A 25,682-nucleotide genomic window follows, 5' to 3' on the forward strand; every position below is an offset into this window, starting at 1 on the left:
CTCATTCAATGAGATGAATTCTTTTAAACATGAAATTTATAGAAGACGTCAGATACCCTTTCATGTTAATATATTTAAGTTATATTAGGAGGCTTACCCTTTTGTGATTGTACGGTAGAAGCAGTGTGAGCTTGAATTTTTTAGAGAAAAGGATGTGCCTAACTTGCGTATTAATAAATTTATTAGTGAATCTGGAAAAGCATCTAGACGTGGAGCAGATAAGTTAATTAATGAAAGAAGAGTAATTATTAACGGAAAGGTTGCAAAAATAGGTGACCAAGTACAACCAGGTGATGACGTGCGAGTAAATGGAGAGCAGCTTCGAATTGCTCGAGACCATGTGTATATCGCTTTAAATAAACCAGTAGGTATTACATGTACAAGTGAAAAGGCAGTTAAAGGTAACATTATCGATTTAGTGAATCATCCTTTACGAATTAATCACGTTGGACGTCTTGATAAAGATTCAGACGGTTTAATTTTGTTAACGAATGATGGCGATATTATTAATGAAATTTTACGTGCTGAAAATAAACATGAAAAAGAATATATTGTTTCAGTAGATAAGCCGATTACGCCTGAATTTTTAAAACAAATGGCAGCGGGTGTTAAAATTTTAGGAACAAAAACACTTCCTTGTGAAATAACACAGTTATCAAAATATGAATTCCAAATTATTTTAACACAAGGATTGAATCGCCAAATTCGTCGTATGTGTGAGGCTTTAGGTTATCAAGTTTACACATTAAAACGTACGCGAATTATGAATATCCAGTTGAATAATTTACCTGTTGGACAATGGAGAGATTTAACGAAGAAAGAGAAAAAAAGATTATTTGCAGATTTAAACTACGAACCGCAAGATTGGTAAAAAGGGTAGGGGAAATCAAAAAACATGAAATTTGTTTTTGGTTTCCTTTTTTTATTGAGCAAAAAATGTTTTTTGACACTTGCAAAAATAAAATGAATAGGATATAGTAAATAACAATAAATGGATGTATTGCAAAAGCAAAGAAGAGGACACGAGTTATTTTTAACGGTTATACAGAGAAGGAAGGAATGCTGAGAACTTCCTAACGCAGGAAAATAACTTACCACCTTAGAGCTGCACTAGGGAAAATGAAAGTATCTAGTGCCGTGTAAGCGACGTTACCGCAAAAGAAGCCATTGTATGTTTAGTATGATGGGAATCTGGGTGGAACCACGGGTAAAAAGCACGCTCGTCCCTATTATTAGGGATGAGTGTGCTTTTTTATTTATGAAATGGAGCGATGAAAATGAGAGAACAGATGATTAAGATTATTTTTCCAGATGGTAGTGCCAAAGAATTTGTAAAAGGAATTACTCTAGAAGAGATTGCAGACTCAATTAGTTCGAGTTTAAAAAAGAAAGCAGTAGCCGGAAAGGTGAATGATCAATTATTTGACTTACGTCGAAATATCGAACAGGATGCAGAAATTCAAATTATAACTATGGATTCAGATGAAGGAGTAGAAGTTGCGAGACATACTGCTGCACATATATTAGCGCAGGCTGTTAAAAGAATATATGGCGATGTAAAACTGGGTGTAGGGCCTGTTATTGAAAATGGTTTTTATTATGATATGGATCTTCCAGGTAGTATAGGTGTTGAAGACTTACCTAAAATTGAAAATGAAATGCAAAATATTATAAATGAAAACTTGAAGGTGGAACGAGTTGAAATTACTAGGGAGGAAGCGAAAAAAGTTTTTCAAGATATAAATGATCACTTAAAGTTAGAGCTTTTAGAAGCAATCCCTGAAAATGAACTTGTAACAATTTATAAACAAGGAGAATTTGTTGATTTATGCCGTGGCCCGCATTTGCCGTCAACTGGTTACGTGAAAGCATTTCAATTAACTCATGTTTCAGGTGCATATTGGCGAGGAGATAGTAATAATCAAGTACTTCAGCGTATATATGGCGTTGCGTTTTCTTCTCAAAAAGAATTAGAAAACTATTTGCGGTTTTTAGAAGAAGCAGCAAAAAGAAATCATCGCAAGCTAGGAAATGAACTTGAGTTATTTATGTTCTCGGAAGAAGCACCAGGAATGCCCTTCTATTTACCGAAAGGACAAATTATTCGAAATGAATTAGAGTCCTTTTTAAGAGAAATACAACAAAAATACGATTATCAAGAAGTGCGCACTCCTATTATGATGAATCAAGGATTATGGGAAGAATCGGGGCACTGGGATCATTATAAAGATAATATGTATTTTTCAGAAGTAGACCACAAAAGCTTTGCATTAAAACCGATGAATTGCCCTGGACACATGCTTATCTTTAAAAATAAATTACATTCCTATCGTGATTTACCAATCCGAATGTGTGAATTTGGTCAAGTACATCGCCACGAATTCAGCGGTGCGTTGAATGGGCTACTAAGAGTTCGTACATTCTGTCAGGATGATGCACATTTATTTGTGACACCTGAACAAATAGAAAGTGAAATAAAGTCAGTGTTAAAACAAATTGACTATGTCTACAGAACATTTGGTTTTGAATATGAAGTTGAGCTTTCAACAAGACCTGAAGATTCAATGGGTGATGATGAGCTATGGGACCAAGCTGAATCGTCTCTCGAGAATGTGCTGAAATCATTGAATTATAATTATAGAGTAAATGAAGGAGATGGCGCATTTTACGGACCGAAAATTGATTTTCATATTAAAGATGCTTTACAAAGAAGCCATCAATGTGGAACAGTTCAACTTGATTTCCAAATGCCAGAGAAATTTGATTTGAATTATATTGATGAGAGAAATGAGAAAAGAAGACCAGTTGTTATCCACCGTGCTGTATTAGGTTCTTTTGATCGATTCTTAGGAATATTAATTGAGCATTTTGGGGGAGCATTCCCGGCGTGGTTAGCTCCAGTTCAAGTAAACGTAATTCCTGTTTCTACTTTAGCTCATGATCAATATACAAAAGAAATGGAAGAAAAGCTCAAACAGGCAGGTATTCGAGTTAAACGAGATATTCGTAGTGAAAAATTAGGGTATAAAATACGGGAAGCCCAGATTCAAAAGGTACCATATGTTCTTGTTATAGGGGATAAAGAAGTGGAGAATGGATCGGTAAATGTGCGTAAATACGGAGAAGAAAAATCAGAAGTTGTATCACTAACTGAATTTATGGAAAACGTACAGAATGAAATATATAATAAATGTTCTAAATAATAAAAAATCACACCGCTTATTAAAAGTGGTGTGATTTTTTATTACGATAAGCAAATTATTAATAGTTGTTTTCGCTTACTTCTTCAAAATCTACCTTACAAAAATGTAAGGTGAATGTAAGATAAATCGCAGGAAAATCGCGAATAAAAGTGAGAATATTGAGAAATAAGGGGGGCTATCAATTTCGTTAGAGAAGATAGAAAATTTAAGAAATATTAAGAATTTATGTAGGAGAAATCTAAGAAGTGTATGGCAAAGTAATGATATACAAAATGGGATGGAGTGATAGAAATGGCAACAGATGTAGTGACAGTAGAAAGTGTGGAGAAAACATATGGTAAAAGAAATGAAAGCCAGTCAAAAGCATTAAGAGGGGTATCACTTACGATACAAGAAGGGGAATTTGTTGGGATTATGGGTCCTTCTGGATCTGGGAAAACAACATTACTTAATGTAATTAGTACACTTGATTATGCAACAGGAGGAAGTGTGACAATAGCAGGCACAGATATTACTTCAATGAAGGGGAACGCTTTATCAGATTTTCGTTCTCAAAAACTAGGATTCATTTTCCAAGATTTTAATTTGCTTGAAAATCTCTCGATTTATGAGAATATTGCTTTGCCACTTTCATTACAAGGAGTGCCTTCAAGTGAGATAAGCGGGAAAGTAAATGAGGTTGCAAAGAAACTGGATATTGTGGAGATTTTAACAAAGTATCCATCAGCTGTTTCTGGTGGACAAAAACAGAGAACAGCTGCTGCGCGGGCTTTAGTACATAATCCGGCTATTGTATTAGCGGATGAACCAACAGGTGCACTTGATAGTAAAAATGCAAAAAGTTTGCTAGAAGCGATGCAAGATTTACATGAAAATCATGGAGTAAGTATATTAATGGTAACGCATGATGCATTTAGTGCAAGTTATTGTCAACGGATTCTGTTTATTCAAGATGGGCTACTTTATAAAGAATTGAAACGCCAAGGAACACGTGAGGATTTTTATCAAGATATTTTGGGTGTGCTTGCTCATATGGGCTCAGCGGCTGAATCCAAGTAGGAGGCGAGATCATGTTATTGAAATTATCACGTCATAGTATGAAAAAAATGCTAAAGGACTATCTAGTTTTACTTATTGGTCTCGTCATTAGTATAAGTATTTTCTACATGTTCCAAACGATGGCAATCAACAGTCAATTTACAAAAGATAATAGTATGATTAGTAGTATTCGCCTTGTATTTTGGGTCGGTGCGGTCTTACTTTCCTTCATTACGGTCTTTTATATCGTATATGCGAATTCCTTTTTACTTACATTGCGCAGGAAAGAGCTTGGTATGTATATGATGCTCGGTGCGAAGAAGAAAAAAGTAGCTCAGTTATTATTTATCGAAACATTCGGCATGGGAATTATCAGCATTATTATCGGAATTACTGTAGGAATATTGCTAGCAAGTGCAGCAGGAAATTTTTTAATGAATGGTTTAGAGATTTCGGCAAAAGGCTATGCGCCATTTTATATACCTGCAGTTCTTGTTACATGTGGATTTTTCTTGGTCTTATTTATTATTACTGGATTTATCAATAGTGTACGTTTATTGCGCAAAACTGAACTTGAGTTACTTCGTGAAGATGAAACACAAGATGAAATAGAAAAGAGTAAGCGTCGTGTTTTCATTTTTACTGTAATGGGAGTACTGCTGTTAGGAACCGGATACTATTCTATCCTTCATATAGACAAGTTACGTGAAATAGGTTTTATACTAGCAACGGGTGCTACAACGACAGGGACATATTTTATTTTTAGTTCATTGCTACCATTGTTTGTGACACGATTAAAAAGTAACAAAAATCGAAATGAAACAGGTTTAAATAGCTTTACATACGCTCAGCTTCGTTTCCGGATCAACAGTCTATCACGGGTACTTGGAACTGTAGCGATGCTAATTGCACTTGGTGCAGGAGCGATGACAGCTGGAATGGCATTTCAAAAAAATGTTGGTATTATGACGGATTTTTCTCGAGTCTATGATGTGACAATTCACGATCCGAATGAAAAAGATAAAGCTGCATTAAAGGAAATGAACATTGTAGAGCAGCGGACTTATAAATATAAAGTAGACGGAGAAGCAGTCTATTATTTACGAAACGATTTAACTGCAAAACCACCGCTCATTTCTGATCATCAAGATACTAAAAATGTAAAAGAGCCTGTACGTAAACGCGTAAAGGAACCTTTAACTGAATCATTATATACATCTATGGAAGCACCTGACGCTTCACCTAATCTCCCGCGTATTCCAAGAGATTGGGAAGATGCGATTGTAAGAGAAATTCAAGTTACACATAATCAATTTAATGGAAAACCTGTACGAATTGCAAATGACAATCAATATAAAAATATTCAAGGAACAGAACATAGTGTCACACTAGTGCAAGTAGATGATTTACAAAAATATAAACCTTTATTAATGGATATCGATCAACGACAAAAAGAGTTAGTAGAAAAAGAAACAGGCAAAAAAATAGAATTATATACAAAAATGACAACTTACCAATTTATGAATAGTTTTATGAGTGGTACGATGTTCATGGGATTCTTCCTTGGAATTGCATTCTTAGCAATGATGGCGAGCTCTCTCATGTTTAAAATATTAACAGGAGCTTCTCGCGATGTACGTCGTTACGAAATGCTTCGGAAAATTGGAGTACGACGTAGTATGTTATCACGCAGCATCTATAAAGAGATTTCATATCTCTTTATTTTCCCAGCTATCATTGGTATTGCACATGTTTTAGTAGGGCTTAACTTGTTCCGTCTCTTCTTAGTTGATCCATTTGTAAAAGTTTGGATGCCGATTGGGATTTTTCTTATTATTTATGTTGTCTATTACTGGATTACAGTTCAATTGTATAAGAGTATGGTTCTGCCGAAAGAGCAAATAATAAAGTAGATTTCATTACCCTTAAGAAAAATTCGATTTATGTACGATTAGCAATACCTGATTCTGATCTTTAATAGAGGAACAATAAATGAACGTGGAATTCACGTTCATTTATTTTGTTGGAAAATATATTTTGCATTTTTTTGAATAATTCGTAAAATGAAATTATAGTTCAGAAAGGGAGAATGTTATGTTACTTCGAGTTGGAAAGTGGTGGGGGATTACTTTTTTGCAATTATTTGCTGCACTGGGATGTATTCTTTGTTTAGGGGCACTCCCCCGTTTATTTAAAGGATTACAAATGGATCCTATTGGATATGGAAAAACGATTTTATATCTTGGTGAGAAATTACTTCATCCAGGGGAGATTATGTATGGATTTCGTGATTCTCGGACTCTATTTCCACAAATTTGGATACATTATATGGAGACAATGCTAGTATTTGTTTCGTCTTTTCTACTATCGCTATTTATAGCGTACGTGCTTGTTGTATGGGTATTGCAGCGTTCTCATATTAGGCAACGCGTATGGAATGGGGTTTTTCTTACACTTGAAAGTATTCCGGATATTCTACTTATTTTATTATCACAACTTTTGGTAGTGATTGTGTTTCAAAAAACAGGATGGATGCCAGTGAAGTTTGCGGGGATGTCCGGAGAAAGGGTGCGTCTTTTACCGATTTTGTGCCTTACATTACCGACAACGTTACTATTTATTAAATTGTTATTACTCCGTTTTAGAGAAGAGTCAGAAAAAGACTATAGTTTATTTGCGAAAAGTAAGGGATTAAGCTTACGGCATATATTAACGCATCATATTTCAAGAAACGTGTTACTCACTACAGTTTACTATGCAAAAACGAATATTTTATTCATGTTATCAAATCTTTATATTATTGAATGGCTCTTTAATACATATGGCATGCTTGTATTCGTAAAAGAAAATTCGAAAATAGAAGTGTTTACTGTGTGCTTAGTTCTATTATATGTCCCTATTTTCTTCTTATTTCGCTTGTTACATACGCTCATGCAAAATGTGATAAAGGAGCGTGTGTAATATGTGGCAAAGGTTAAAATATGACATGCGATTTTGGATTGGTTTGATTTTTTTAAGCGGACTTATGCTTGTCAGTATCGGAAATACTCTATTTTTCGATGGAGAAATTCGAGAAGTAACGATGTTGTATAACGAAAAAGGACAAGTAGAGGCAGCGCCTTTTCCTCCATCATCTCAGTTTTGGTTTGGGAGTGATAGTAAAGGGCGTGATTTATTCCAATTAATAATAGAAGGTGCAAAATGGACAATTGGTGCAAGCTTAATTGTTGCGATTTTGCGGGTTATCATTGGAGGAGGATTAGGGTTACTTCTTGGCATGTATAGTAAACGTTCTTTTTCGGTTATTTCTGCATTTTTTGATCCATTTAGTATTGTTCCCATGATTATGATTTCGTATTTTATGTTAAGAGAAGTTTTATTCTTTGAAAATGGTACTATTCCAGCTCCTTTCACAATACGAGTTCTGTTTCAGATTAGTATTCTCACATGTTTGGCTGTGCCCACTGTTATGCTGTATACAGGGCAAGAGGTACAGCGTGTAAAACGAGAAGAGTTTATGATGGCAGCAACTGTTCTTGGGGGGAGTAAATGGCATCAATTACGTCGCCATGTATGGCCTCATCTTGTACCATCTTTTTTCTTACTTGTTGCCCAGCAATTTGTTAGTATGTTGCTGCTTCTTATGCATCTTGGCTTACTGGAGTTATTCTTTGGAGGAACTATATTATTTACCGGTGACGTAGATAGTGTGACGAAGGAATGGACAGGATTGATTGGACAAAATTTTCGCCATTTGACCACGCATACTTGGATTGTTCTTATACCGATGTTTTTCTATAGCTTGACTATCTTGGCAGGAAATCTTATTAGTAATAGTCTGCAAGGATCGATTGGTATAGGAAATCTGAGAAGAAGGAAAGTAGGAAAGAAAGAAGAGAAAGTTGAGAAACAGGTGAAAAGTGAAAGAGAAGATTTTTCTTTCCATCAAGAAGTATCTAAATAAAAAAGATAGATGAGAACAATTTGTTTTCATCTATCTTTTTTCGATTTTACAAAGGCGGTAAATCAATTTTTCCTTCTTCGAACAACTCTTTTAGCATGTGTTTCGTATATCCAGCTGCTTGTCCGAATGTAATTTTTGCAGGCATTGGTGCTTCATTTACGTCTACTACTACATCAATAATACAAGGCTTATTTTGCTTAACAGCATTTTCAAAGGCAGGAAGTAATTCATCAATATGTTCTACTCGGTATCCAATTCCGCCACATATTTCTGCATATTTTGCAAAATTAGGATTTGTTAAGTCTGTACCAAATTCAACATTTCCCATTACTTCTTGCTCAAACTTAATCATAGCGATTTTATTGTTGTTTAAGACAACAACAATAATTGGTAACTTATATTTTACTGCAGTGACAAAATCATTCATCGTCATTCCAAATCCACCGTCACCACAAATTGCAAAGACTTGTTTATCTGGATAGGCAAGTTGCCCAGCAATTGCGCCAGGTAGACCGCATCCGAGTGTAGCCAGCCAACTTGAGATGATGAATTGTTGGTTCGTCATCCGAAAATGACGGGCAGCCCATACTGTGACATTCCCAACATCAACTGATAAAATGGCATCATCATGAGCAACATGTTGCAAGGCATGCATAACTCTTTGTGGTTTGATTGGAGTGGAAGAATCCTCTTCTTGGTTATGCAATTTTTCTTCCCATTTTTTCATCAATTCTTGATGATGTTCTAGGAATGAATGATCGTTATGCTTCTCCACATTTTCTAAAAACCATTTCAATGTTTTATCCGCATCACCAGCTAATCCGATGTCTGTCGCATAACGCTTTCCGATTTGTGCAGGATCTGTATCAATATGAAGCGTCTTTGCTTTTTCGGGTAAAAAGCCAGTGAAAGGGTAAGAAGTTCCGACCATGATTAATGTATCCGCATTCTTCATTGCTTCGTAAGACGGTTTTGTCCCAATTAATCCTAGTCCGCCTATACAGAGAGGATGTTCATCAGGAATAATTCCTTTTGCTGGTAGTGTTAAAACAATAGGGGCACCAATATGTTCTGCAAATGCAAGTAAAGATTCCTTCGCATGTTTTGCTCCTTTTCCAGCTAAAATAACAGGTTTCTTTGCGTCATTTAATGCTAGTTTTGCCAATTTTAGATCCTCTTCTTGTGGAAAGAGTTCGGGAAACGTAAAAGAAGAACTTGTTATACGTGCACCAGCTTCCACTTCAAACTTCGGAACATCATCTGGAATAGTAAGAACAGATACACCTTTCTTTGTATATGCCATCCGAATCGCTTGGTTTACAACGGCAGGGAGTTGTTCAGCTGACATAATTCGCTGATTATAGACAGCGACATCATCAAACATTCTTTCTAAGTTTACCTCTTGGAAAAATCCTGTTCCGAGTAAATCAGATTCAACTTGCCCTGTAATTGCGAGAACTGGCACTTGATCTAGTTTTGCATCATATAATCCATTTAATAAATGGATCGCTCCAGGACCAGCAATTGCCATACAAACGCCGAGTTTACCTGTTAATTTTGCATAGGAAGCGGCTGCTAAAGCACCAGCTTCTTCATGACGAACTTGAATGAATTTGATTTTGTCTTGTTTCTTTCGAAGCGGTTCAATAATAGAATTGATTGAATCCCCAGGCATGCCGTAAATGTGGTCAACGCCCCAATCGATAAGTAAATCAACAAGTGTTTCACCGGCTGTTTTACGAAACATAATAGATCCTCCTTATGCATTGAGATACTATTATGTTTTGGATAAATAGGTAAAATATACAAGAAATGAATCCTTATTTTAATGATGGTCAGCGAAAAGAATAAAAACGGTTATGAGTAAAAATCCACTAATAGACCAAGAAAGGAAGGGGAGAGGAGAAAGGTGTTTCTTAGCCTTCCATAACATCTCATGTATTGTGACATAACCTAAAGAACCGATTGCACTCCCCATTATCAGCCCTTGTAAGTGAAGTGCTTTCCCGTGCATCATCACCCCAAAGATTGTACCAGTACCGAGGATAATCGATAATAACAAGATTGTTAATAGAAATGAAATATATTTATGCTGTGTAAATAGAAAAGGAATGATTAAAGCTAATCCTTCTGGAATATGGTGTGTGACAATCGCAAATAAGAACGGAATTGCAGTTTCGTCATGATTTGTAAAAGCAGCTCCTAATGCAATACCACTCGGCATATTGTGAATAAAAATAGCGAAGGAGAGAAATAAAAAAGTTTGCCATGCTTGCTGCTCTTTTCTATGTATGATAGGGTGATGGCAATAATTATCAAGTAAACTCATAAGTAATATACCAATGGTAATGCCGAGCGTGGGGCCAATGATTTCATAGCTTGAAAAAGTTTCTGGAATTATTTCTAGCGATAATAACCCAAATAAAATGCCTCCACATAGCGCGTATAAACGATGCATTTTTTCTTCGATAAGTTGATGCGTGGCAAGTCCAACTGCGCCACCTAATAGTAATCCACCAAACGAAAAAAACGTAACGATCATTGGAAACCATAGTCGCTCCATATAATCACACTCCATTTTTCTAGCCTTCATTTTCAGCTTACTGTGTGAAAGAAGAGATTAGTCCAACTTATTTGGAAGTAATTTTTTATATAACTTAAATCTGGTAATGATGATGTATGTAATAAAAGGTTAAATTTCTTTAAGATCAATCTATTTAGTAACATCTGATATCACTGTCAATAAGGCATTGGGTGATTTTTGGGATTGTGAAATGGTGTCATAAAATGCCTTTCGAATAGAAGTTTCTCTTGGGTCATCAAACATTTGCATACCAACGCGTGTCATTGCATAAGAAAAACCAACTCGATTGATTGGATCTGCGAAACATAAAGAGCCACCCGCACCTGGATGTCCAAAGCATGAGGAATTTCCATAGTGAGAGCCTGTTTCTAACGGTTTGAAAAAGCCTAATGTAAAAGCGGTGTCTACGGTTTGTACAACATCACGCCAACAACCGTTCGTTTGTACAGGTGGTTTCGATAGTTCACTTAAAGTATATGGGCTTAAACCTAATATGGGGCCACCATTAGCAAATTCACTATAGATTTTTGCCATATCACGCACTACACCGATGCCATTTCCAGATGGAAATTCTATTTCTCGTAATTCTCTTTTGTTGAAGTTATCATGTGCAAGTAACCCTTTTGGATCCACCATGCTACGCTTTGCTAAGGATTTTGGATTCAAAAATGCCCATAGTAAGCTTTTCGGGAAAGAGCCAAAGCTTTTAAATATGTCAAAGATAGATTGGATTCCCTTAATAGTCGCTATACGTTCATTTGGCAGTGAAGTGGGTATACCAATATACATTTCTGCTTGTAAAGGCTGTGCAATCTCTTCACTAAAAAAATGAGTCAAATTTCTTCCTTTTGGATCTACATGACGAATTAATTCACTTATATACCAACCGATTGTCCATGTATGGTAGCCATGTCTTGTGCCGGGTTCCCAAGCTGGTTTCATGGTTTCTAAATAAGGAGCAACGTGCTTCGTATCAAAATCACCAAGTGTATATAATGGTAATTTGTTAATACAACATAACCCAGCTTGGTGTCCAAGCAACTGCCGGACTGTGATGTTTTCTTTTCCATTTACTCCGAATTCGTTCCAATAAGTAGATACTTTCTCTTCGTAATCGATATAACCTTTTGAATGCGCTAAGGCCAATGCAAGACTAGCAAATCCCTTTGTTGCAGAAAAAATGAGAATTGCTGTATCTTCTTGCCAGCGTTTTTTTGTATGATGATCACGATATCCGCCCCATAGATCAACAACGCACTCATCGTTATAATAGATGCAGCAAGCAGCTCCTAATTCTTCACGGTTTGTAAAATTCTCTATAAATGCATGTTTAACTTTTTCAAATCCAGGTTTGACGAAACCGTCAATATGAATGGTTTGTTCCATCGTTGTATCCCCTTAGTGTTTAAATTATAATATTTTAAAATATTGTTATGTATATTAATACTTCACTAAAATATGTAAATCCTTTTTGTTTAGTGAAGGAAAGGAGATTGATATTAAAGATAGAATATATATTCAGTTGTGGAGAGAAGGGAAAAGAGTAACCATGCAAAGTAACAAAGTAACACATCTTTTTGTAATTAATAAAAAACGCACCTTGTTTATGTAGGTTTACAGCTCTTGTAGTAACAGTTACTTTTGAAATCGTTCAGAATGTGAGACACAAAATGAGAAACGGTTTAGGTTAAAAGGGGGATTCTGGGAACACTGTAATAACGATAAAATCAGTTGATGAAAATGGTAAACTCGACATAGAAATTAAAGCTAACACATTTTCATATTGAAATGCCAAACTCTTTGTTACTGAGAGTGAATCATTATTAAAATCACTTCTATTATGCTTTTAATAGAAGTTTACTTAAAAGAAAGTATATCGGTAAAAAGATGATGAAATAAGAAAGTGTTGGTCTCATTTTTATTAAACAAATAGATGTTTTAGTTGAATAAATCAAAGAAAAAAATCGATTTCTTTCCATGAGTATATTAGGAGAAACAATCGGAACTTGTATCCTTGCATATTACATTTTGGATGAGACTATTTCTTTACAACAAGGTATAGGTATTGTACTTATCTTAATTGGTCTAACGTTATTTCTATTACAACCAAAGAAATAACGAATCATAGGATTATGGTCTATTATTGTTATTGATTACTGAAAAATGTTAAGATTATAAAAAAAATCAAGGGAAGAGTCAAGAAATGATTTATGTGATTAGACATGGACAAACAGATATGAACAAAGAAGGAAGACTTCAAGGGAGGATGGGGTTGCCATTAAATGAATATGGCATAGAGCAAGCAGAGTATTTAAGAGATAAGCTTAAAAACATAAAGTTTGATTATGTATTCTCCTCACCACAAGAAAGAGAATTCTAGATAAAATATTTCGTTTTAATATTCTTTATTTTATAATTATTTATAAACATAAATAATTACTATGCTTTTTTATTAGGAGGGGATTTGTGGTGAATATAGTACCAATACAGAAAGATGAAACTCTAATTAGAAACATGTCCAAACTGTACTGCATGGTGCATGAAGGAAAAGATTTTGATGAAATGGTAGAAAGAATTACAAGACATATAGATTATGAGAATTTCAAGGGTATAGTAGCTATAAGTGATGAGAATGAAATTATCGGTTTTGTTTATGGATATGAATCTTTAGAAGGGCAGTACTACAATCATTTGTTAAGGGAAGCATTAAGTTCGAAACAAGTGGATCGATGGTTACATGATTGTTTTGAATTTGTTGAATTAGCGGTCCATTCCGATTATCGGAAAAAAGGAGTAGGAACTGCATTACATAATTATTTATTAGATGGAATATGCAATAAAACTAGTGTTTTGACGACACAGGTAAGTAACAATCATGCTCGTTCGTTATATGAGAAACTAGAATGGAGTAATATAATGGAACCATTTCATCCAAGTAAAGATGATGTTCCTTATGTTATAATGGGAAAAGATTTAAGTACTGTATAATAATTGGCATCATATTTAGTAAGCAACTAGAAAATAAAAAAGAAGACCTGTTGCTAAAGTCTTCTTTTTTGAATATTAAACATCTAATCTAAATGCACCGTGCAATTATATAATTCTGAATCCCAGCCATTTTCTAGCTTTTTAATTTTAGTTATGGATGTATTTTTTGGAGAATCTGTCGTGCTCAAATGAGGTACTAATTCTTTAAGAAGATGCTTAATGTATGAGCCATGACTAACGATTAAGATGTTTTTGTTAGGGTGTTTATATGTAATGTCTTCAATAAATGGTAAAGCTCTCGCTTTAACACTGTCAGCACTTTCGATTCCTAAATCGAGTTCTCTCCAGCTCTTTCCCCATTTCGAAATTCGTTCTTCTTCAGTTGTTCCTTCGATTTCTCCACCACCCACTTCACGAAGTCTAGGGTCTAAATGGATTTCTATATTTTTAATGCTTTTTCCTATTGTTTCGGCGGTTTGCTTTGCTCTTAGTAAATCACTAGAATAGATTAAATCCCAATTTTCTGTAGCTAAACGTTCTGCTAGTTTATAAGCATCAGAGAGTCCGTCTTGATCAAGTGGGATATTTGAATTACCTTGAGCTCTCCCTTCTTTATTCCAGTGTGTGCTGCCGTGCCGAATGATTCCTAGTGTTGTCATTTTGTATCCCCCTTACAATAATAGATTTACCTTGGTAATTATATAATAATTCTGAAAAAAATTTCAACAGATTGTAAATAAATATGGACATGTGAGAGCGGAAGGAGTAGCGTTTTCTTTTTACAGGATGTTTCCTTATTTTTCAGCCTAGATTTTAGAAAATGAAGGGAGATACAGATGAAAGAAAAATGCGAAGGTATTGTGGAATGGTTTAAACAAGATGAAGGCTATGGGAGTATTTTGATAGATGGAATAGAGGAGAGTCACGTTTTTGTACACTTTAGCTCAATCACACCTGATTCAAGCAGGTTTCCTGATGGTTTTAGATACCTTTTACAAGGGCAGAGAGTTTCATTTCATTTAATTGAAATGCCAAAGTTAAATGAACAATCAAAAACTGCTAGAAATGTTGTAATTCTATCAAATTAACCATGTTCAAGTAGGATTTTTTTGTATTATAAAGAATCTTTATTGTATGGATTGGAAGGGGAGAATAAGATGGAAGTTATAATTCGTGCAGTAGAGATACAAGATGCTAAAGCAATTCATCGTATATGCATCCAAAATGATGTTTTGCCTTATATGGTTTTCTTACCTAGTATGCGAGTAGATGCGATGGAAAATAGAATTCGAAATTTAGCGCCGAATCAATTTGAATTTGTTGCAGAATATGACGGGCAAGTAGTAGGATTTGTTGGTTTAACGCAAGGACAAGGAAGAAGGTCACATTCGGGAGATTTATTTATCGGTGTAGACAGTGGATATCATAATAAAGGTATCGGAAAAGCTTTATTAACAAAAATGCTGGATCTTGCAGATAATTGGTTAATGCTAGAGAGAGTAGAACTTGGTGTTTTGGAAATAAATCCTGGTGCAAAAGCACTATATGAAAAGTTTGGGTTTAAAGATGAAGGTATAAAAAAGGGGAGTTTAAAATCTCACGGTAAGTTCATTGATGAACTCATGATGAGTCGTTTTCGGCCAAATGGTTTAATTGCACATACGTAAAGATTGGATAATTACAAGGAATTTACAAAAAGATGTATATTAAAGGACATAAAGCATGATATAAGATGGTCATGCTTTTTTGTTGCGGTGAGATTGTTAAGTAAGATATGTTGGTTGTGCGATGAAGTGTAATTTTTATTTTGACATAGTATATAGTTCCACTCATTTGTTTTTAAGATGTCATATTGAATTGAAAATGAAGCTTTTACTTATTATGTGAATACTCTATACTAGAGTACATACATTTTAAATTGGAGCGATTAAATACGATATGGAGCTGAGAAACTTAGAGCAAATCATTGAAATGAAAAAAGAAGAACTATTTACACTAGTATCTAATTATGGATTTCAACATGAAGAAGTACTTACAGTAAGTCAAGAACTAGATAAATTAATTAACTATATAATGTTATTAAAATAAGAAGCTATTATAATTTGTCGTGAATACCATTTTTCGTAATATAACATCAACGTTCTGAACCTCATAATACACAAAGAATTTAGAATTACATTCATTTTCTCGTATGGATAACACTTGAAAAAAGGTGAGTATCTTTTAACAATTCCTTATGAATTGATTCCCTAGACAACTATAAATATTAAAATAAAGAAAATTTCAATATTTAAACAATTAAATGTTAGACATGTTAAAAGTATATGTGGAAATAATATGTACATTTTAAGAACTTTATTAGCTGCTAGTCGAGAAAGCGAATTTTTGGTTATAATAATAAAGGAATTTATTATCGTATCGGTTAGGAGCGCAGCAAGTATGAAAACAGTTGTTGTCATAGGTGGAGGGATTACAGGTCTTTCTACGATGTATTACTTAGAAAAACTAAAAAAGGATTACAATATAGATTTAGAATTAATCCTTGTAGAAAAAAATGAATATTTAGGCGGGAAAATTCACAGTGTGAAAGAAAAAGATTTTATTATAGAAGCAGGGGCTGATTCAATCGTTGCTCGAAACGAAAATGTTTTGCCCTTTGTAAAAGAGTTGCATTTGGAAGAGGAATTAGTATACAACGAAACGGGTATTTCTTATATTTACTCAAATGATATGTTACATCCGATTCCTGCTGACACAGTATTTGGTATACCAATGAGTGTAGAGTCGCTATTTAGTAGTACGTTAGTTTCAACGAAAGGCAAAATCATTGCACTGAAAGACTTTATTACAAAGAACAAAGGTTTTACGAAAGATACCTCACTTGCTGTATTTTTAGAAAGTTTTTTAGGGAAAGAGTTGGTTGAGAAACAAATTTCTCCAGTTCTTTCGGGAGTCTATTCCGGTAAATTGAACGAGCTTACAATGGCATCTACATTACCATATTTACTTGATTACAAAAATACATATGGCAGTATTATGAAAGGGTTTGAAGTAAATAAAAAACAATTTCAGACTGCTGGGAATAAGAAGTTTTTATCTTTTAAAAAGGGTCTTTCTACGATTATCAATCGTTTAGAAGAAAAATTGACTGGGACAGACATACGAAAAGGAGTAACAACGACGAATGTAAAAAGAGTTGACGACGGATATGAAGTTTCTTTTTTGAATCAAGAGACAATAAAAGCAGATTACGTTGTTTTAGCTGCTCCACATGATGTTGCACAAACAGTATTAAGTTCTAATGAATTAGATGATGATTTCAATAAGCTGAAAAATTCCTCTCTTATTAGCATTTATTTAGGGTTTGAAATACCTGACGAACAATTACCTGCAGATGGTACGGGTTTCATTGTTTCAGAAAATAGTGATTTACATTGTGATGCATGTACATGGACGAGTAGGAAATGGAAGCATACATCAGATAAACAAAAATTATTGGTAAGAATGTTTTATAAAAGTTCCAATCCTGCTTATGAAAAAATGAAACAAAAAAGTAAGGAAGAATTGGTCCAAGTTGCTTTATCTGACATTGAGAAAAGCCTTGGGATTCAAGGGAAGCCGCAAACTGTTGAAGTTACGGACTGGAAAGATTTAATGCCAAATTATCATTTAGAACATAATCACGCAGTTCAATCTTTAAATGAGAAATTATCAGCTGCTTTTCCAAATATGTATCTAGCTGGGGCTTCATACTATGGTGTAGGTATTGGAGCTTGTATAGGAAATGGAAAGAAAACAGCAGAGAAGATTATGAACGCATTGAATAACCGTACTGAGTAATGTAACCTTTAATATTTTTTGACAAAATCCCCTTCTAGTAAAAGAAAGGGGATTTTGTCTGTTGTTACTAAAAATTGTACATATCGTTTATTATTTAACTTTGATTAGAGTGTCTGCACCTGTAGTTTCACTGTCTGTAACTATTTTTTAATATAGTGTAGTGCTATCCTAAGGGGAAAATAAAAAATCACTCTTGATAATAGCACTATTTTTATACCGTAAACAGTTGTTTTGTGCTTTTTAAAACACTTACAGGAAGAACGTTCTGATACCTTCACGAGATTTTCATTCTTCTCTAGTTGTTTCATTTGCATTTCATTAAAAATAATTTTACTCATTTCCCGTACCTCACTTTTATCGTTGTTTCCATTATAATAATGAATGAGTGTCAAAATACACAAAACCCCCGAATCATGAACTTTTTTTAAGTGTCCACGATTCGGGGTACAGTTCACTCAGGGATTAGCCTTTTTGTTTACTACGTATAACGGATTGTATCTTATCAAGAAAGGAAACAATATATGAGTATTACAGTTAATTCTCATGGTTATAGTTTATTAGAATTTCTAAACATACAGGAAATTAGTATTTTTTAAGTCTTAATCTACCCCTGTTTCAATTTAACGCGGATTATTTGCTTTTCGCAGCTACGCTTTCCTGAACACGATAGCAGTACCGAGCGCCGAGGCCGCCGGTACGAAGAGGTCGCCCGAGGTCGTCTCCGCTACCGGTAAACCGTTCTCTTCGAGATAACTTCGAGTGTGGGAGATATCGCTCACTGCTACCGCGTACCCGGCGAATCCTGGCATTGGGGGTGCAATCTCTCCTGGTAGCAGCTCTGACAACCGCGATCCGGGAACGATTGTGATGCGAGCCCCTTCCAAGTTGAAGATGTGTGTCACTCCATCCGTCCGGACCTCACAATCCAAGTATCGGCCATATCGCCTAGTGAATTCATCCAGCTCAGAATCGTCTACACATAAGATTGATTCGACTAGATCCGTTGCCCCATTCGGATGGTTCGGAGGTATTTGCTCCTCCATTATGGCTAAGGGTGGGTTTTCTGCTGCAGCCAGACGACCTTCGTGCACGTTGTCCCCATCAACTTCCAAATAGCGCACGGGAATAAGTTGAATTCCCCCAGACATCTCAAGAGGTCGCTGCACGGTGTTAACGCCGCCATGACTGATTCCACTCCGTTGGAAACGGTCCGCTGTCTGGTCGGCATCCTTGGTACCGAAACAAAGAATATGCGCTCCTTCATAACGGGACAGACATCTAGATACAGTATCGACAGTGCGTTTGATTTTTCCGATTATTACTTGGAGCACATCCGGTGATGCTTGCAACGGAACGAGTTTTGCATTGATCGGAATCCTCGCATCTTTCTCGGCAACCGTTACGATTTCGATGAAGCTGCCTAAAAACTCGGCATGCGAATTTGCTGCTCCGAATGGCTTCGGAGGTTCTCCTTCATTTTCAGCCATCGCCGGATAGGACGGCGGCGAACAGATAAATCCCAATTTTCTGTACAGCTCTAGTGCAGCTTCCATATCGGAGACTATATGGCCGACGTGATGAATGAATTTGATTTCAGCATGCATCTGCATCCACTCTCCTTGAATTCAATAATTGTAACAAAAGAAAAGTTTATTTTAATTGCATTGAACAATTTGGTGTAAAGGCACATAGCCATCAAGCTAAAGTTTTATTGCACCCCTAGAACGAAATTTTTAGGCTTTCTTGTAACAAAGAAGCTTATTTATCATTTTTGGGGTGACTTGTTTTCTTAAGTTGACAGCAATATGGTGATACCCCAATTTATAATCCTTTGTTTAGTTAATTATTCTTATTTTTAAGAACCTCGATGCTTTACATCTGCGGATACACCTCCCGCTATAGGCTAAGCCCTCCTCCAGAACCAATTAATCCCTTATATAATTCCTTTGTTTTATACTCTTTCGCATATAGTATGTAGTCTTTTATTTTTAACTAATTTATTCTGAAAAGACTACGGAAATAGTCTAAATCATTTTTTAAATCAAATACCTATAGCATGAAGACAGAAAAATCATCAAAAAGGGAAATGGATAGTTTGAAATATTTATATAATATTTTTATTTGTAAGCAAAATTCAGTTATGTTAAAATGTCTGAAAGATAAAAATTCTGATTATTATTGTGTTAGGTTTAAAACGAATGAAATATTGTGTATAAACCGAATAAATTAAGAAAATCATTAAGGAGCCTGATTCATGTATTTTGAAAACAGGTTTTTTATTTATGGTGAATTTTCCAGTAAGAGAAGATTTTTCTGATATAATAAACGAGTAGAAAGAAAAGGAGGGTTTTAATGACATTTCCTGTTTTAGAAACAGAACGATTACGTTTAGTTGAAATTGATCAATCTTATTGTCAAAAAATATATGAAATCTTTTCGCTTGAAGAAGTAACGCGTTATTATGGAATGAATTCTTTTACAGAATTTGGACAGGCTTCACGTATGATTGAGTCTTTTTCAAAAAATTATTTTGAAAAACGTGCAATTCGCTGGGGAATTGTATTGAAAGAAACAGGTACGTTAATTGGTACAATTGGATTGAATAATTTACAACTTTGGAGTAAACGTTCTGAGATTGGATATGATTTACATCCTTCTCATTGGGGAAAGGGCTACGCATCAGAAGCTGCTAGAAAAATCATTACTTATAGTTTTCAGGAATTAGATTTATTTAGAATTGGAGCAATTACATATCCTGAAAATGTCATCTCATGTAAGATGCTATCCAAAATAGGATTTCAGAAAGAAGGAATACTGCGCGGGTATATTCAACAAGGCGAAAAACAACATGATGCGTGTATCTATTCTATAATACGAACGGATTTGGAAAGGAACCATGATATATAATATGCATGGTTTTTTCGCATTAGTTATGGAAAGGAATAATAAAAATCCCTCTCATCCAAAGACAAGAGGGATATGAAACCATTAACCTAATTTAGGCAATAAACGTTCTCCGCTTTTCATGTTACTTTTACATAAAGGGCATTTTGGCTCTTCTTCAAATGAAAAGTTCTTTCTCATCCATCCTAGACAATCCTCTGATTCACATTCCCAAACAGGGGTTTGTTCTGGTGGTACTTCTGCTACATCGTTCTTTCGATTGCGATACATGTGACCACTCCTTTTATGTAAAATTTTTTAATTATATATTAAAAAGGTTGTTAACCGTGCGATGGTAACAACCTTTTTATTGTTTAAATTATAGCTTTACAACGTTTTTAGCTTGAGGTCCGCGGTTGCCTTCTTCAACTTCGAAGCTAACTTCTTGACCTTCGTCAAGAGATTTGAAACCTTCGCCAGTGATAGCAGAGAAGTGAACGAATACATCGTTACCGTCTGCAACTTCGATGAAACCGAAACCTTTTTCGCTGTTAAACCATTTTACTTTACCTGTTAATGTCATGGTAAGAGCCTCCTAAAAATAAGAAAAATAAATTACAATATGATCGGTCTTATTTCAACGAAAATAAAAATTCACATATTATCAAAAATCAATTATGAATACGTATTATCCTTAATAGATGCTTGATAATATGCAAAGTGAAACGTCTATAAATTTGACCTTAAGACCTATCTTACAACAAATGGTGAGAAATAGCAAGTGCTGGAAGTAAGTGGAGTAAGGGAGGTGCTTCAATCATGCTACTGGTACAGTGATTGTATTTTATGTTTTTAAGTTCTTTATTAATTAGGTATAAAAATAGGTCTTTTCAATGTAGTATGCCTAGTATAAAGTGCCTCAGATGATTAGGAATGGTATTTCTTGTTGCCTTCTTTTTATTGAATATAGTAAATTTAATGTAAAATAGGAAGTGTTTGTAAGTGATGGAGGGAGGAGTAGTTTTGAATAATAGTCGATTTAAAACAATTAAAGCAGCCAAGGAAGGTCGAAAGAAAGTACATCCAATTTTAGCAGTAATATTATCGGTTGTATTTTTGACTCTTGGCGAATTGTTTATGGTATTTATATTATTTTTACCAAAAGCAGAAACGACATTTATGAAGGGGATTTATGATAATGTAAGGATGTTATTGACATTTGGTGGAGCGATTTTAATTGTATTTTTATGGGTTCGTTTTGTGGAAAAACGTCGATTTTCATCAATTGGTTTTTGGAAAGATAATGCTTTGAAAAAATATTTACGTGGAGCTTTTATTGGTTTTATATTTATAACAATACCAGTTTTAATTTTAGTTTTAAGTGGTTCTGTTACCTTACATGTGCAACAGATTTCAAGTACATTCATATTAGGAATATTAGGTTCTTTAATCGCGTTTTTGGTACAAGGTGCCGCAGAAGAAATTGTTGTACGCGGTTGGTTATTTCCAGTTATTTCAGTTAGAAGTCGGATATGGATTGGGATTGTTGTTACATCATTTCTCTTTGGATTTCTCCATCTGTTAAATCCAGGCATAACAATTCTTTCTATATCAAATATCATATTAGTTGGTGTATTTGCAGCGTTCTATGTATTAAAAGAGAATAGCCTTTGGGGAATATGCGCTTGGCATTCTATATGGAACTGGGCTCAATATAATATATATGGTTTTGCGGTAAGTGGTACAACAATATACTCTACACCTTTGTTTAAATCAACAACAAGAGGACCAGAATCGTTACATGGAGGAACTTTTGGAATTGAAGGAAGTGTAATTACAACAATTATGCTTGCGGTTGCCTCAATAGTATTATGGAAACAACTGTGGGGCAGACGATCGAAACAGCATAATATGGATAGTTTGTGATGAGGGTGAAAATTCACCGTAAGTATCGAAGCCGTGATCGGATTGTTTGTTTTTTTATTGAGCGAACATAGTGTAATAATTGTCAAAAATCCATATGTCCTTGGTCCAAATTTGTAATAGCATCGCCTATCATATATTTAAATGGATTTAAAATAAAAATGCTTTTCTAATTCAATTGATTTTATATATAGGTAAGATAAAGCTAATCGTATTTTGCTGAAAAGAGATAGAGTGTGTGGAATGTAATTTGAATTTTTAGAAAATTGTAATCTTTTTACAGAATAATCTTGCAATATGAAATGGAATAGAAATACAATAAAAGGAAACATAGGGAATGAACTGATAAAAATAATACTTTTGGGGAGAATTTTTATGAAAAAACATCTTCAACGAATCATTTATAACGAGTACATTTAAAAAACGAAATCACTAGAAGGAAAATGAGTGATGGAATGTTGAGGGGGAATGTGTTCAATGAAAACACTATTAAAAATACTAGGGATAATTGCTGGGATGGCAGTAATTGGCGTGGCACTAACTTATGGAATCTTGTACTATCTCAATAATAGTAAGCCAACCGCTAAAAAAACACCAATTGCAGCTCCAGCAGTGGAAGTATTAGCTGATAGTAAAGTAAAAACAGAGAATGCGAAAATTTTAGAAAATGGAATTATTCATTGCCGAATAGTGATTTTAATAAAGACTTTAAGTGGACTGATGAAAAAGTACAGACTGCATTACATGAAATGGCACATCAAAAAGTAAAAGCGGATCAAAAATGGGGTTATATTTTTATAACACAAGAACGAATTGAAAGTTTAATTGAGATTGTTAAGAGTGGCAATATGAATCAAAAAAGTACATATATAGGTATTTTAGAAAGATGGAAGCAAGGAAAATACGAGAAAGTTGATGCTGATCATAATACGATTTGGAAATTACAAAGCGGTAATCTTGGTGAAGGTAAGGGGATAATGTCACAGGATGAGCAGAAAGATTTAATTAATAAAGTCTTCATAAAAAAAGAGACATTTTCAGGAAGTACGTTAATAGCGGGTGGGGAACAAGGGGAAAAATAACTTGTAAAATATACATAATTATATTGAAAATATTAGATTGTTCAGGATCTTATCTTGGTGGAGAAATATACCAAGGTAAGGTTGTTTTATTTGACATATGAAATATAGGAGAATAAGATTCATATATGAAATAAAAAAGAAAGGCTTTTTCAAATGGATATGAAAAAAAGGGAATTATACGGAAGTATTCGAGAGGTTTATCATCAATTGCAAAAAAATTTGGATAAGGCGATAGAAGAGTATGATATAAGTTATGTCCAATTTGGTGTAATACAAGTACTTGCGAAATCTGGAAAGGTATCGATGTCGAAGTTAATTGAAAATATGGGATGTGTTCCAAGCAATATGACCACCCTGATTCAAAGAATGAAGAGGGATGGATATGTTGCAACGGAAAAAAATCCAAATGATCAACGGGAAACACTTGTTTATTTAACTGAAAAGGGAGAAACAACTAGAGAGCAAGTCGATGGGAAGTATGCGAAATTTTTACAAGAAAATTGCAGTTGCTTTACTGATGAAGAAGAACGAAAGCTGCAAGAACTATTATTAAAATGGAAGCACCATTTAGTATAATTGCGGTATAAGAAAAAGTGTAACATCTTCTGTTACATTTTTCTTTATATAAATAATTCATATATGAAATAAAAATATATATAAAGTTTGAGGTGAAAGGAAAATTTTAGTAATTTATTTCATATATGAAATAAAAGAGGAGGAAAAAGATGAAAGGAAAATCAATGTTGTGTATTTTAGCGGCTATTGCGTTTTTTATTGGTTTAGATTGTTTAATCGTTTCACCATTATTGCCTATGATTTCACAAACAACAGGAATGCCTGCTGAAAAAGGAGGGCTTTTAATTACAGCCTATGCACTGTGCTATGGGATAGCGGCTCCATTTTTTGGACCATTGTCTGATAAAGTAGGGAGAAAACATTTGATCGTTATAGGGCTAATTATTTTTTCAATCACTACATTTTGTACTGGGCTTATGAATCGTTTTGAAATACTCTTATTGTTCCGTGGATTGACTGGTTTATCAGGTGCGATGATCATGCCAAGTGTATTTGCACTAGTAGGAGATAAAGTACCATACGAGTCTCGCGGAAAAGCGATGGGAATGATTATGGGAGCGATGATTGGATCAACGGTATTAGGCGTGCCTATCGGTGCGTTTTTATCTGAGGTAGGAAACTGGCAATGGACATTTTATATCATTGGATTACTGACTTTGCTTGTTACGATAATTGCAAGTCAATTGTTAGAAAAAGAGGTACCGAAAAATCAATTATCAGTTTCTGCACCGAAAGCAATGTTGAAATCATATAAAGTGATATTCACGAATTTTTCTATTTTCTTTGCGTTATCAGCAACACTTTTATGGACTGTTGGCTTACATGGTATGTTCTCATACATAGGTGTGTATTATGAAAGAAATTTTGGATTTACAGTTGGACAGATTGGAATTGTAATATTCTTTGCTGGTTTAGGGAGTGTAATTGGTAATATAGTTGGAGGGAAATTAGCAGATAAAATAGGGAAAAAAATAGTGGTTTCCATTGCGGGTGTTATCGCTTCAGTTAGTGTAATTACATTTTCACTCTATATTGATAATATCAAAATCGCGATTATGGCACATATGGTTTGGAGCCTATTCATTGGATTTGGTCAAGCATCACTAACAGCTTTGATTTCTGAATTAAGTCCAGCAATTAGAGGGACAGTTATGGCGTTGAATAGTTCTGCAATGTATATTGGAATGACGATCGCTTCGAGTGTTTCATCGTTTACCTTGAGTAAAGGATTTCCATTTGTTACTTTAGGGATTATTTGCGCAATTGCTAGTTTACTTGTTTTGCCGATGATTTATTTTCTTGTTAAGGAAAAGACTATGTCTAATAAAAAGGAAAGAAGTATGTAAAAGGGAAAGTATACCTACCAACTTAAACATATTCTCAAATGAACAAGGTGAGTTGATTTCTTGCGTAAAGGAAAATCAACTCACCATCTTTTTATGTATCTGGCTATTTGTAATCGTCTTTAAGATTTAGAGAAAAGCAGGGAAGATAAGCAGGTGATAACTATTCAAAAAAGTCTAATTTGGCAACTAGAAAAAACATTGTTATCTAGGAACAAAGATTCTATGGAGCAAAAAACATCAAGAATAAAAAATATT

The 25,682-nt window shown here is 34.5% G+C and carries 22 protein-coding genes, 3 pseudogenes and 1 other annotated feature; of the genes and pseudogenes, 18 read left to right on the forward strand and 7 right to left on the reverse strand.

Annotated elements, in window-relative coordinates; all coding sequences use genetic code 11:
- The first annotated feature begins 163 nt into the window (after positions 1-163).
- From rluF to QRY57_RS13030, 6 genes are all read left to right on the forward strand, one after another.
- Positions 164-871, forward strand: coding sequence for a 23S rRNA pseudouridine(2604) synthase RluF (gene rluF / locus QRY57_RS13005; RefSeq protein ID WP_017149579.1), 708 nt, complete (start codon positions 164-166; stop codon positions 869-871).
- A gap of 131 nt (positions 872-1,002) precedes the next feature.
- Positions 1,003-1,231, forward strand: a binding site (T-box leader).
- A gap of 46 nt (positions 1,232-1,277) precedes the next feature.
- On the forward strand, positions 1,278-3,203 hold the full coding sequence (gene thrS / locus QRY57_RS13010; protein ID WP_286017658.1) for a threonine--tRNA ligase: 1,926 nt from the start codon (positions 1,278-1,280) through the stop codon (positions 3,201-3,203).
- 291 nt (positions 3,204-3,494) lie between these two features.
- Positions 3,495-4,262: an ABC transporter ATP-binding protein gene (locus tag QRY57_RS13015; protein ID WP_208018910.1), complete on the forward strand. Its 768-nt coding sequence runs from the start codon at positions 3,495-3,497 to the stop codon at positions 4,260-4,262.
- Between the two features lie 11 nt (positions 4,263-4,273).
- Positions 4,274-6,154, forward strand: a complete 1,881-nt coding sequence (locus QRY57_RS13020) for an ABC transporter permease (protein ID WP_286017659.1) — start codon at positions 4,274-4,276, stop codon at positions 6,152-6,154.
- 181 nt (positions 6,155-6,335) lie between these two features.
- On the forward strand, positions 6,336-7,202 hold the full coding sequence (locus tag QRY57_RS13025) for an ABC transporter permease subunit (protein WP_286017660.1): 867 nt from the start codon (positions 6,336-6,338) through the stop codon (positions 7,200-7,202).
- A gap of 1 nt (position 7,203) precedes the next feature.
- The gene (locus QRY57_RS13030; protein WP_286017661.1) at positions 7,204-8,205 is read left to right on the forward strand and encodes an ABC transporter permease; all 1,002 of its coding nucleotides are present in this window, start codon (positions 7,204-7,206) and stop codon (positions 8,203-8,205) included.
- 46 nt (positions 8,206-8,251) lie between these two features.
- On the opposite strand, the gene QRY57_RS13035 is transcribed toward QRY57_RS13030, so the two are convergent.
- From QRY57_RS13035 to QRY57_RS13045, 3 genes are all read right to left on the reverse strand, one after another.
- A complete protein-coding gene (locus tag QRY57_RS13035) occupies positions 8,252-9,952 on the reverse strand; it encodes a pyruvate oxidase (RefSeq protein ID WP_286017662.1) in 1,701 nt (566 codons plus the stop codon).
- A gap of 78 nt (positions 9,953-10,030) precedes the next feature.
- Positions 10,031-10,768: a ZIP family metal transporter gene (locus QRY57_RS13040; protein WP_286017663.1), complete on the reverse strand. Its 738-nt coding sequence runs from the start codon at positions 10,766-10,768 to the stop codon at positions 10,031-10,033.
- 150 nt (positions 10,769-10,918) lie between these two features.
- Positions 10,919-12,175, reverse strand: coding sequence for a serine hydrolase domain-containing protein (locus tag QRY57_RS13045; RefSeq protein WP_286017664.1), 1,257 nt, complete (start codon positions 12,173-12,175; stop codon positions 10,919-10,921).
- Between the two features lie 585 nt (positions 12,176-12,760).
- Between QRY57_RS13045 and QRY57_RS13050 the strand changes: the two are divergent.
- The 3 genes and pseudogenes from QRY57_RS13050 to QRY57_RS13060 form a co-directional block, all read left to right on the forward strand.
- Positions 12,761-12,907 (forward strand): annotated as a pseudogene (locus tag QRY57_RS13050) (EamA family transporter); the annotation flags it as partial.
- An 85-nt stretch (positions 12,908-12,992) separates the two neighbouring features.
- Positions 12,993-13,160, forward strand: a pseudogene (locus QRY57_RS13055) (histidine phosphatase family protein); the annotation flags it as partial.
- 143 nt (positions 13,161-13,303) lie between these two features.
- Complete coding sequence (locus QRY57_RS13060) at positions 13,304-13,777, forward strand: GNAT family N-acetyltransferase (RefSeq protein ID WP_243765371.1); 474 nt, start codon at positions 13,304-13,306, stop codon at positions 13,775-13,777.
- An 83-nt stretch (positions 13,778-13,860) separates the two neighbouring features.
- On the opposite strand, the gene QRY57_RS13065 is transcribed toward QRY57_RS13060, so the two are convergent.
- Entirely contained in the window at positions 13,861-14,436 is a 576-nt protein-coding gene (locus QRY57_RS13065; protein WP_286017666.1) for a histidine phosphatase family protein, read from the reverse strand.
- 177 nt (positions 14,437-14,613) lie between these two features.
- Between QRY57_RS13065 and QRY57_RS13070 the strand changes: the two genes are divergently transcribed.
- The 4 genes from QRY57_RS13070 (at position 14,614) to QRY57_RS13085 (ending at position 17,617) form a co-directional block, all read left to right on the forward strand.
- Positions 14,614-14,865 carry a cold shock domain-containing protein gene (locus tag QRY57_RS13070; RefSeq protein ID WP_286017667.1) on the forward strand — a complete coding sequence of 84 codons (252 nt, stop codon included), beginning with the start codon at positions 14,614-14,616 and terminating at the stop codon, positions 14,863-14,865.
- A 69-nt stretch (positions 14,866-14,934) separates the two neighbouring features.
- Positions 14,935-15,444, forward strand: coding sequence for a GNAT family N-acetyltransferase (locus QRY57_RS13075; RefSeq protein ID WP_208018900.1), 510 nt, complete (start codon positions 14,935-14,937; stop codon positions 15,442-15,444).
- Between the two features lie 271 nt (positions 15,445-15,715).
- Positions 15,716-15,865 carry an aspartyl-phosphate phosphatase Spo0E family protein gene (locus tag QRY57_RS13080; RefSeq protein ID WP_026590802.1) on the forward strand — a complete coding sequence of 50 codons (150 nt, stop codon included), beginning with the start codon at positions 15,716-15,718 and terminating at the stop codon, positions 15,863-15,865.
- Between the two features lie 351 nt (positions 15,866-16,216).
- Positions 16,217-17,617, forward strand: a complete 1,401-nt coding sequence (locus QRY57_RS13085; protein ID WP_286017855.1) for a protoporphyrinogen oxidase — start codon at positions 16,217-16,219, stop codon at positions 17,615-17,617.
- Between the two features lie 647 nt (positions 17,618-18,264).
- Here QRY57_RS13085 and QRY57_RS13090 read toward each other — a convergent pair.
- Positions 18,265-19,227 carry a VOC family protein gene (locus QRY57_RS13090; protein WP_286017668.1) on the reverse strand — a complete coding sequence of 321 codons (963 nt, stop codon included), beginning with the start codon at positions 19,225-19,227 and terminating at the stop codon, positions 18,265-18,267.
- 742 nt (positions 19,228-19,969) lie between these two features.
- Between QRY57_RS13090 and QRY57_RS13095 the strand changes: the two genes are divergently transcribed.
- Entirely contained in the window at positions 19,970-20,524 is a 555-nt protein-coding gene (locus QRY57_RS13095) for a GNAT family N-acetyltransferase (protein WP_026590804.1), read from the forward strand.
- Between the two features lie 81 nt (positions 20,525-20,605).
- Here QRY57_RS13095 and QRY57_RS13100 read toward each other — a convergent pair whose 3' ends face one another.
- Both QRY57_RS13100 and cspD read right to left on the reverse strand, forming a co-directional pair.
- Positions 20,606-20,791, reverse strand: coding sequence for a cold-shock protein (locus tag QRY57_RS13100; RefSeq protein WP_000286200.1), 186 nt, complete (start codon positions 20,789-20,791; stop codon positions 20,606-20,608).
- Positions 20,792-20,879: 88 nt separating this feature from the next.
- Positions 20,880-21,083, reverse strand: coding sequence for a cold-shock protein CspD (gene cspD / locus QRY57_RS13105; RefSeq protein WP_026590805.1), 204 nt, complete (start codon positions 21,081-21,083; stop codon positions 20,880-20,882).
- A 422-nt stretch (positions 21,084-21,505) separates the two neighbouring features.
- Here cspD and QRY57_RS13110 point away from each other — a divergent pair, with 422 nt between their 5' ends.
- From QRY57_RS13110 to QRY57_RS13125, 4 genes and pseudogenes are all read left to right on the forward strand, one after another.
- Positions 21,506-22,426 carry a CPBP family intramembrane glutamic endopeptidase gene (locus tag QRY57_RS13110; protein WP_432804088.1) on the forward strand — a complete coding sequence of 307 codons (921 nt, stop codon included), beginning with the start codon at positions 21,506-21,508 and terminating at the stop codon, positions 22,424-22,426.
- Between the two features lie 474 nt (positions 22,427-22,900).
- Positions 22,901-23,505: pseudogene (locus QRY57_RS13115) on the forward strand (PRK06770 family protein).
- 159 nt (positions 23,506-23,664) lie between these two features.
- The gene (locus tag QRY57_RS13120) at positions 23,665-24,081 is read left to right on the forward strand and encodes a MarR family winged helix-turn-helix transcriptional regulator (protein ID WP_286017856.1); all 417 of its coding nucleotides are present in this window, start codon (positions 23,665-23,667) and stop codon (positions 24,079-24,081) included.
- A gap of 149 nt (positions 24,082-24,230) precedes the next feature.
- The gene (locus tag QRY57_RS13125; RefSeq protein WP_286017670.1) at positions 24,231-25,427 is read left to right on the forward strand and encodes an MFS transporter; all 1,197 of its coding nucleotides are present in this window, start codon (positions 24,231-24,233) and stop codon (positions 25,425-25,427) included.
- The last annotated feature ends 255 nt before the right edge of the window (positions 25,428-25,682 follow it).

The organism is Bacillus arachidis (assembly GCF_030285945.1).
GTDB lineage: Bacteria > Bacillota > Bacilli > Bacillales > Bacillaceae_G > Bacillus_A > Bacillus_A arachidis.

Bases quoted from the DNA above. Each gene is read 5' to 3' on its own strand.
- thrS (WP_286017658.1), top strand. From the start codon at position 1,278: ATGAGAGAACAGATGATTAAGATTATTTTTCCAGATGGTAGTGCCAAA.
- QRY57_RS13015 (WP_208018910.1), top strand. From the start codon at position 3,495: ATGGCAACAGATGTAGTGACAGTAGAAAGTGTGGAGAAAACATATGGT.
- QRY57_RS13020 (WP_286017659.1), top strand. From the start codon at position 4,274: ATGTTATTGAAATTATCACGTCATAGTATGAAAAAAATGCTAAAGGAC.
- QRY57_RS13025 (WP_286017660.1), top strand. From the start codon at position 6,336: ATGTTACTTCGAGTTGGAAAGTGGTGGGGGATTACTTTTTTGCAATTA.
- QRY57_RS13030 (WP_286017661.1), top strand. From the start codon at position 7,204: ATGTGGCAAAGGTTAAAATATGACATGCGATTTTGGATTGGTTTGATT.
- QRY57_RS13035 (WP_286017662.1), bottom strand. From the start codon at position 9,952: ATGTTTCGTAAAACAGCCGGTGAAACACTTGTTGATTTACTTATCGAT.
- QRY57_RS13040 (WP_286017663.1), bottom strand. From the start codon at position 10,768: ATGGAGCGACTATGGTTTCCAATGATCGTTACGTTTTTTTCGTTTGGT.
- QRY57_RS13045 (WP_286017664.1), bottom strand. From the start codon at position 12,175: ATGGAACAAACCATTCATATTGACGGTTTCGTCAAACCTGGATTTGAA.
- QRY57_RS13060 (WP_243765371.1), top strand. From the start codon at position 13,304: ATGTCCAAACTGTACTGCATGGTGCATGAAGGAAAAGATTTTGATGAA.
- QRY57_RS13065 (WP_286017666.1), bottom strand. From the start codon at position 14,436: ATGACAACACTAGGAATCATTCGGCACGGCAGCACACACTGGAATAAA.
- QRY57_RS13070 (WP_286017667.1), top strand. From the start codon at position 14,614: ATGAAAGAAAAATGCGAAGGTATTGTGGAATGGTTTAAACAAGATGAA.
- QRY57_RS13075 (WP_208018900.1), top strand. From the start codon at position 14,935: ATGGAAGTTATAATTCGTGCAGTAGAGATACAAGATGCTAAAGCAATT.
- QRY57_RS13080 (WP_026590802.1), top strand. From the start codon at position 15,716: ATGGAGCTGAGAAACTTAGAGCAAATCATTGAAATGAAAAAAGAAGAA.
- QRY57_RS13085 (WP_286017855.1), top strand. From the start codon at position 16,217: ATGAAAACAGTTGTTGTCATAGGTGGAGGGATTACAGGTCTTTCTACG.
- QRY57_RS13090 (WP_286017668.1), bottom strand. From the start codon at position 19,227: ATGCAGATGCATGCTGAAATCAAATTCATTCATCACGTCGGCCATATA.
- QRY57_RS13095 (WP_026590804.1), top strand. From the start codon at position 19,970: ATGACATTTCCTGTTTTAGAAACAGAACGATTACGTTTAGTTGAAATT.
- QRY57_RS13100 (WP_000286200.1), bottom strand. From the start codon at position 20,791: ATGTATCGCAATCGAAAGAACGATGTAGCAGAAGTACCACCAGAACAA.
- cspD (WP_026590805.1), bottom strand. From the start codon at position 21,083: ATGACATTAACAGGTAAAGTAAAATGGTTTAACAGCGAAAAAGGTTTC.
- QRY57_RS13110 (WP_432804088.1), top strand. From the start codon at position 21,506: ATGGAGGGAGGAGTAGTTTTGAATAATAGTCGATTTAAAACAATTAAA.
- QRY57_RS13120 (WP_286017856.1), top strand. From the start codon at position 23,665: ATGAAAAAAAGGGAATTATACGGAAGTATTCGAGAGGTTTATCATCAA.
- QRY57_RS13125 (WP_286017670.1), top strand. From the start codon at position 24,231: ATGAAAGGAAAATCAATGTTGTGTATTTTAGCGGCTATTGCGTTTTTT.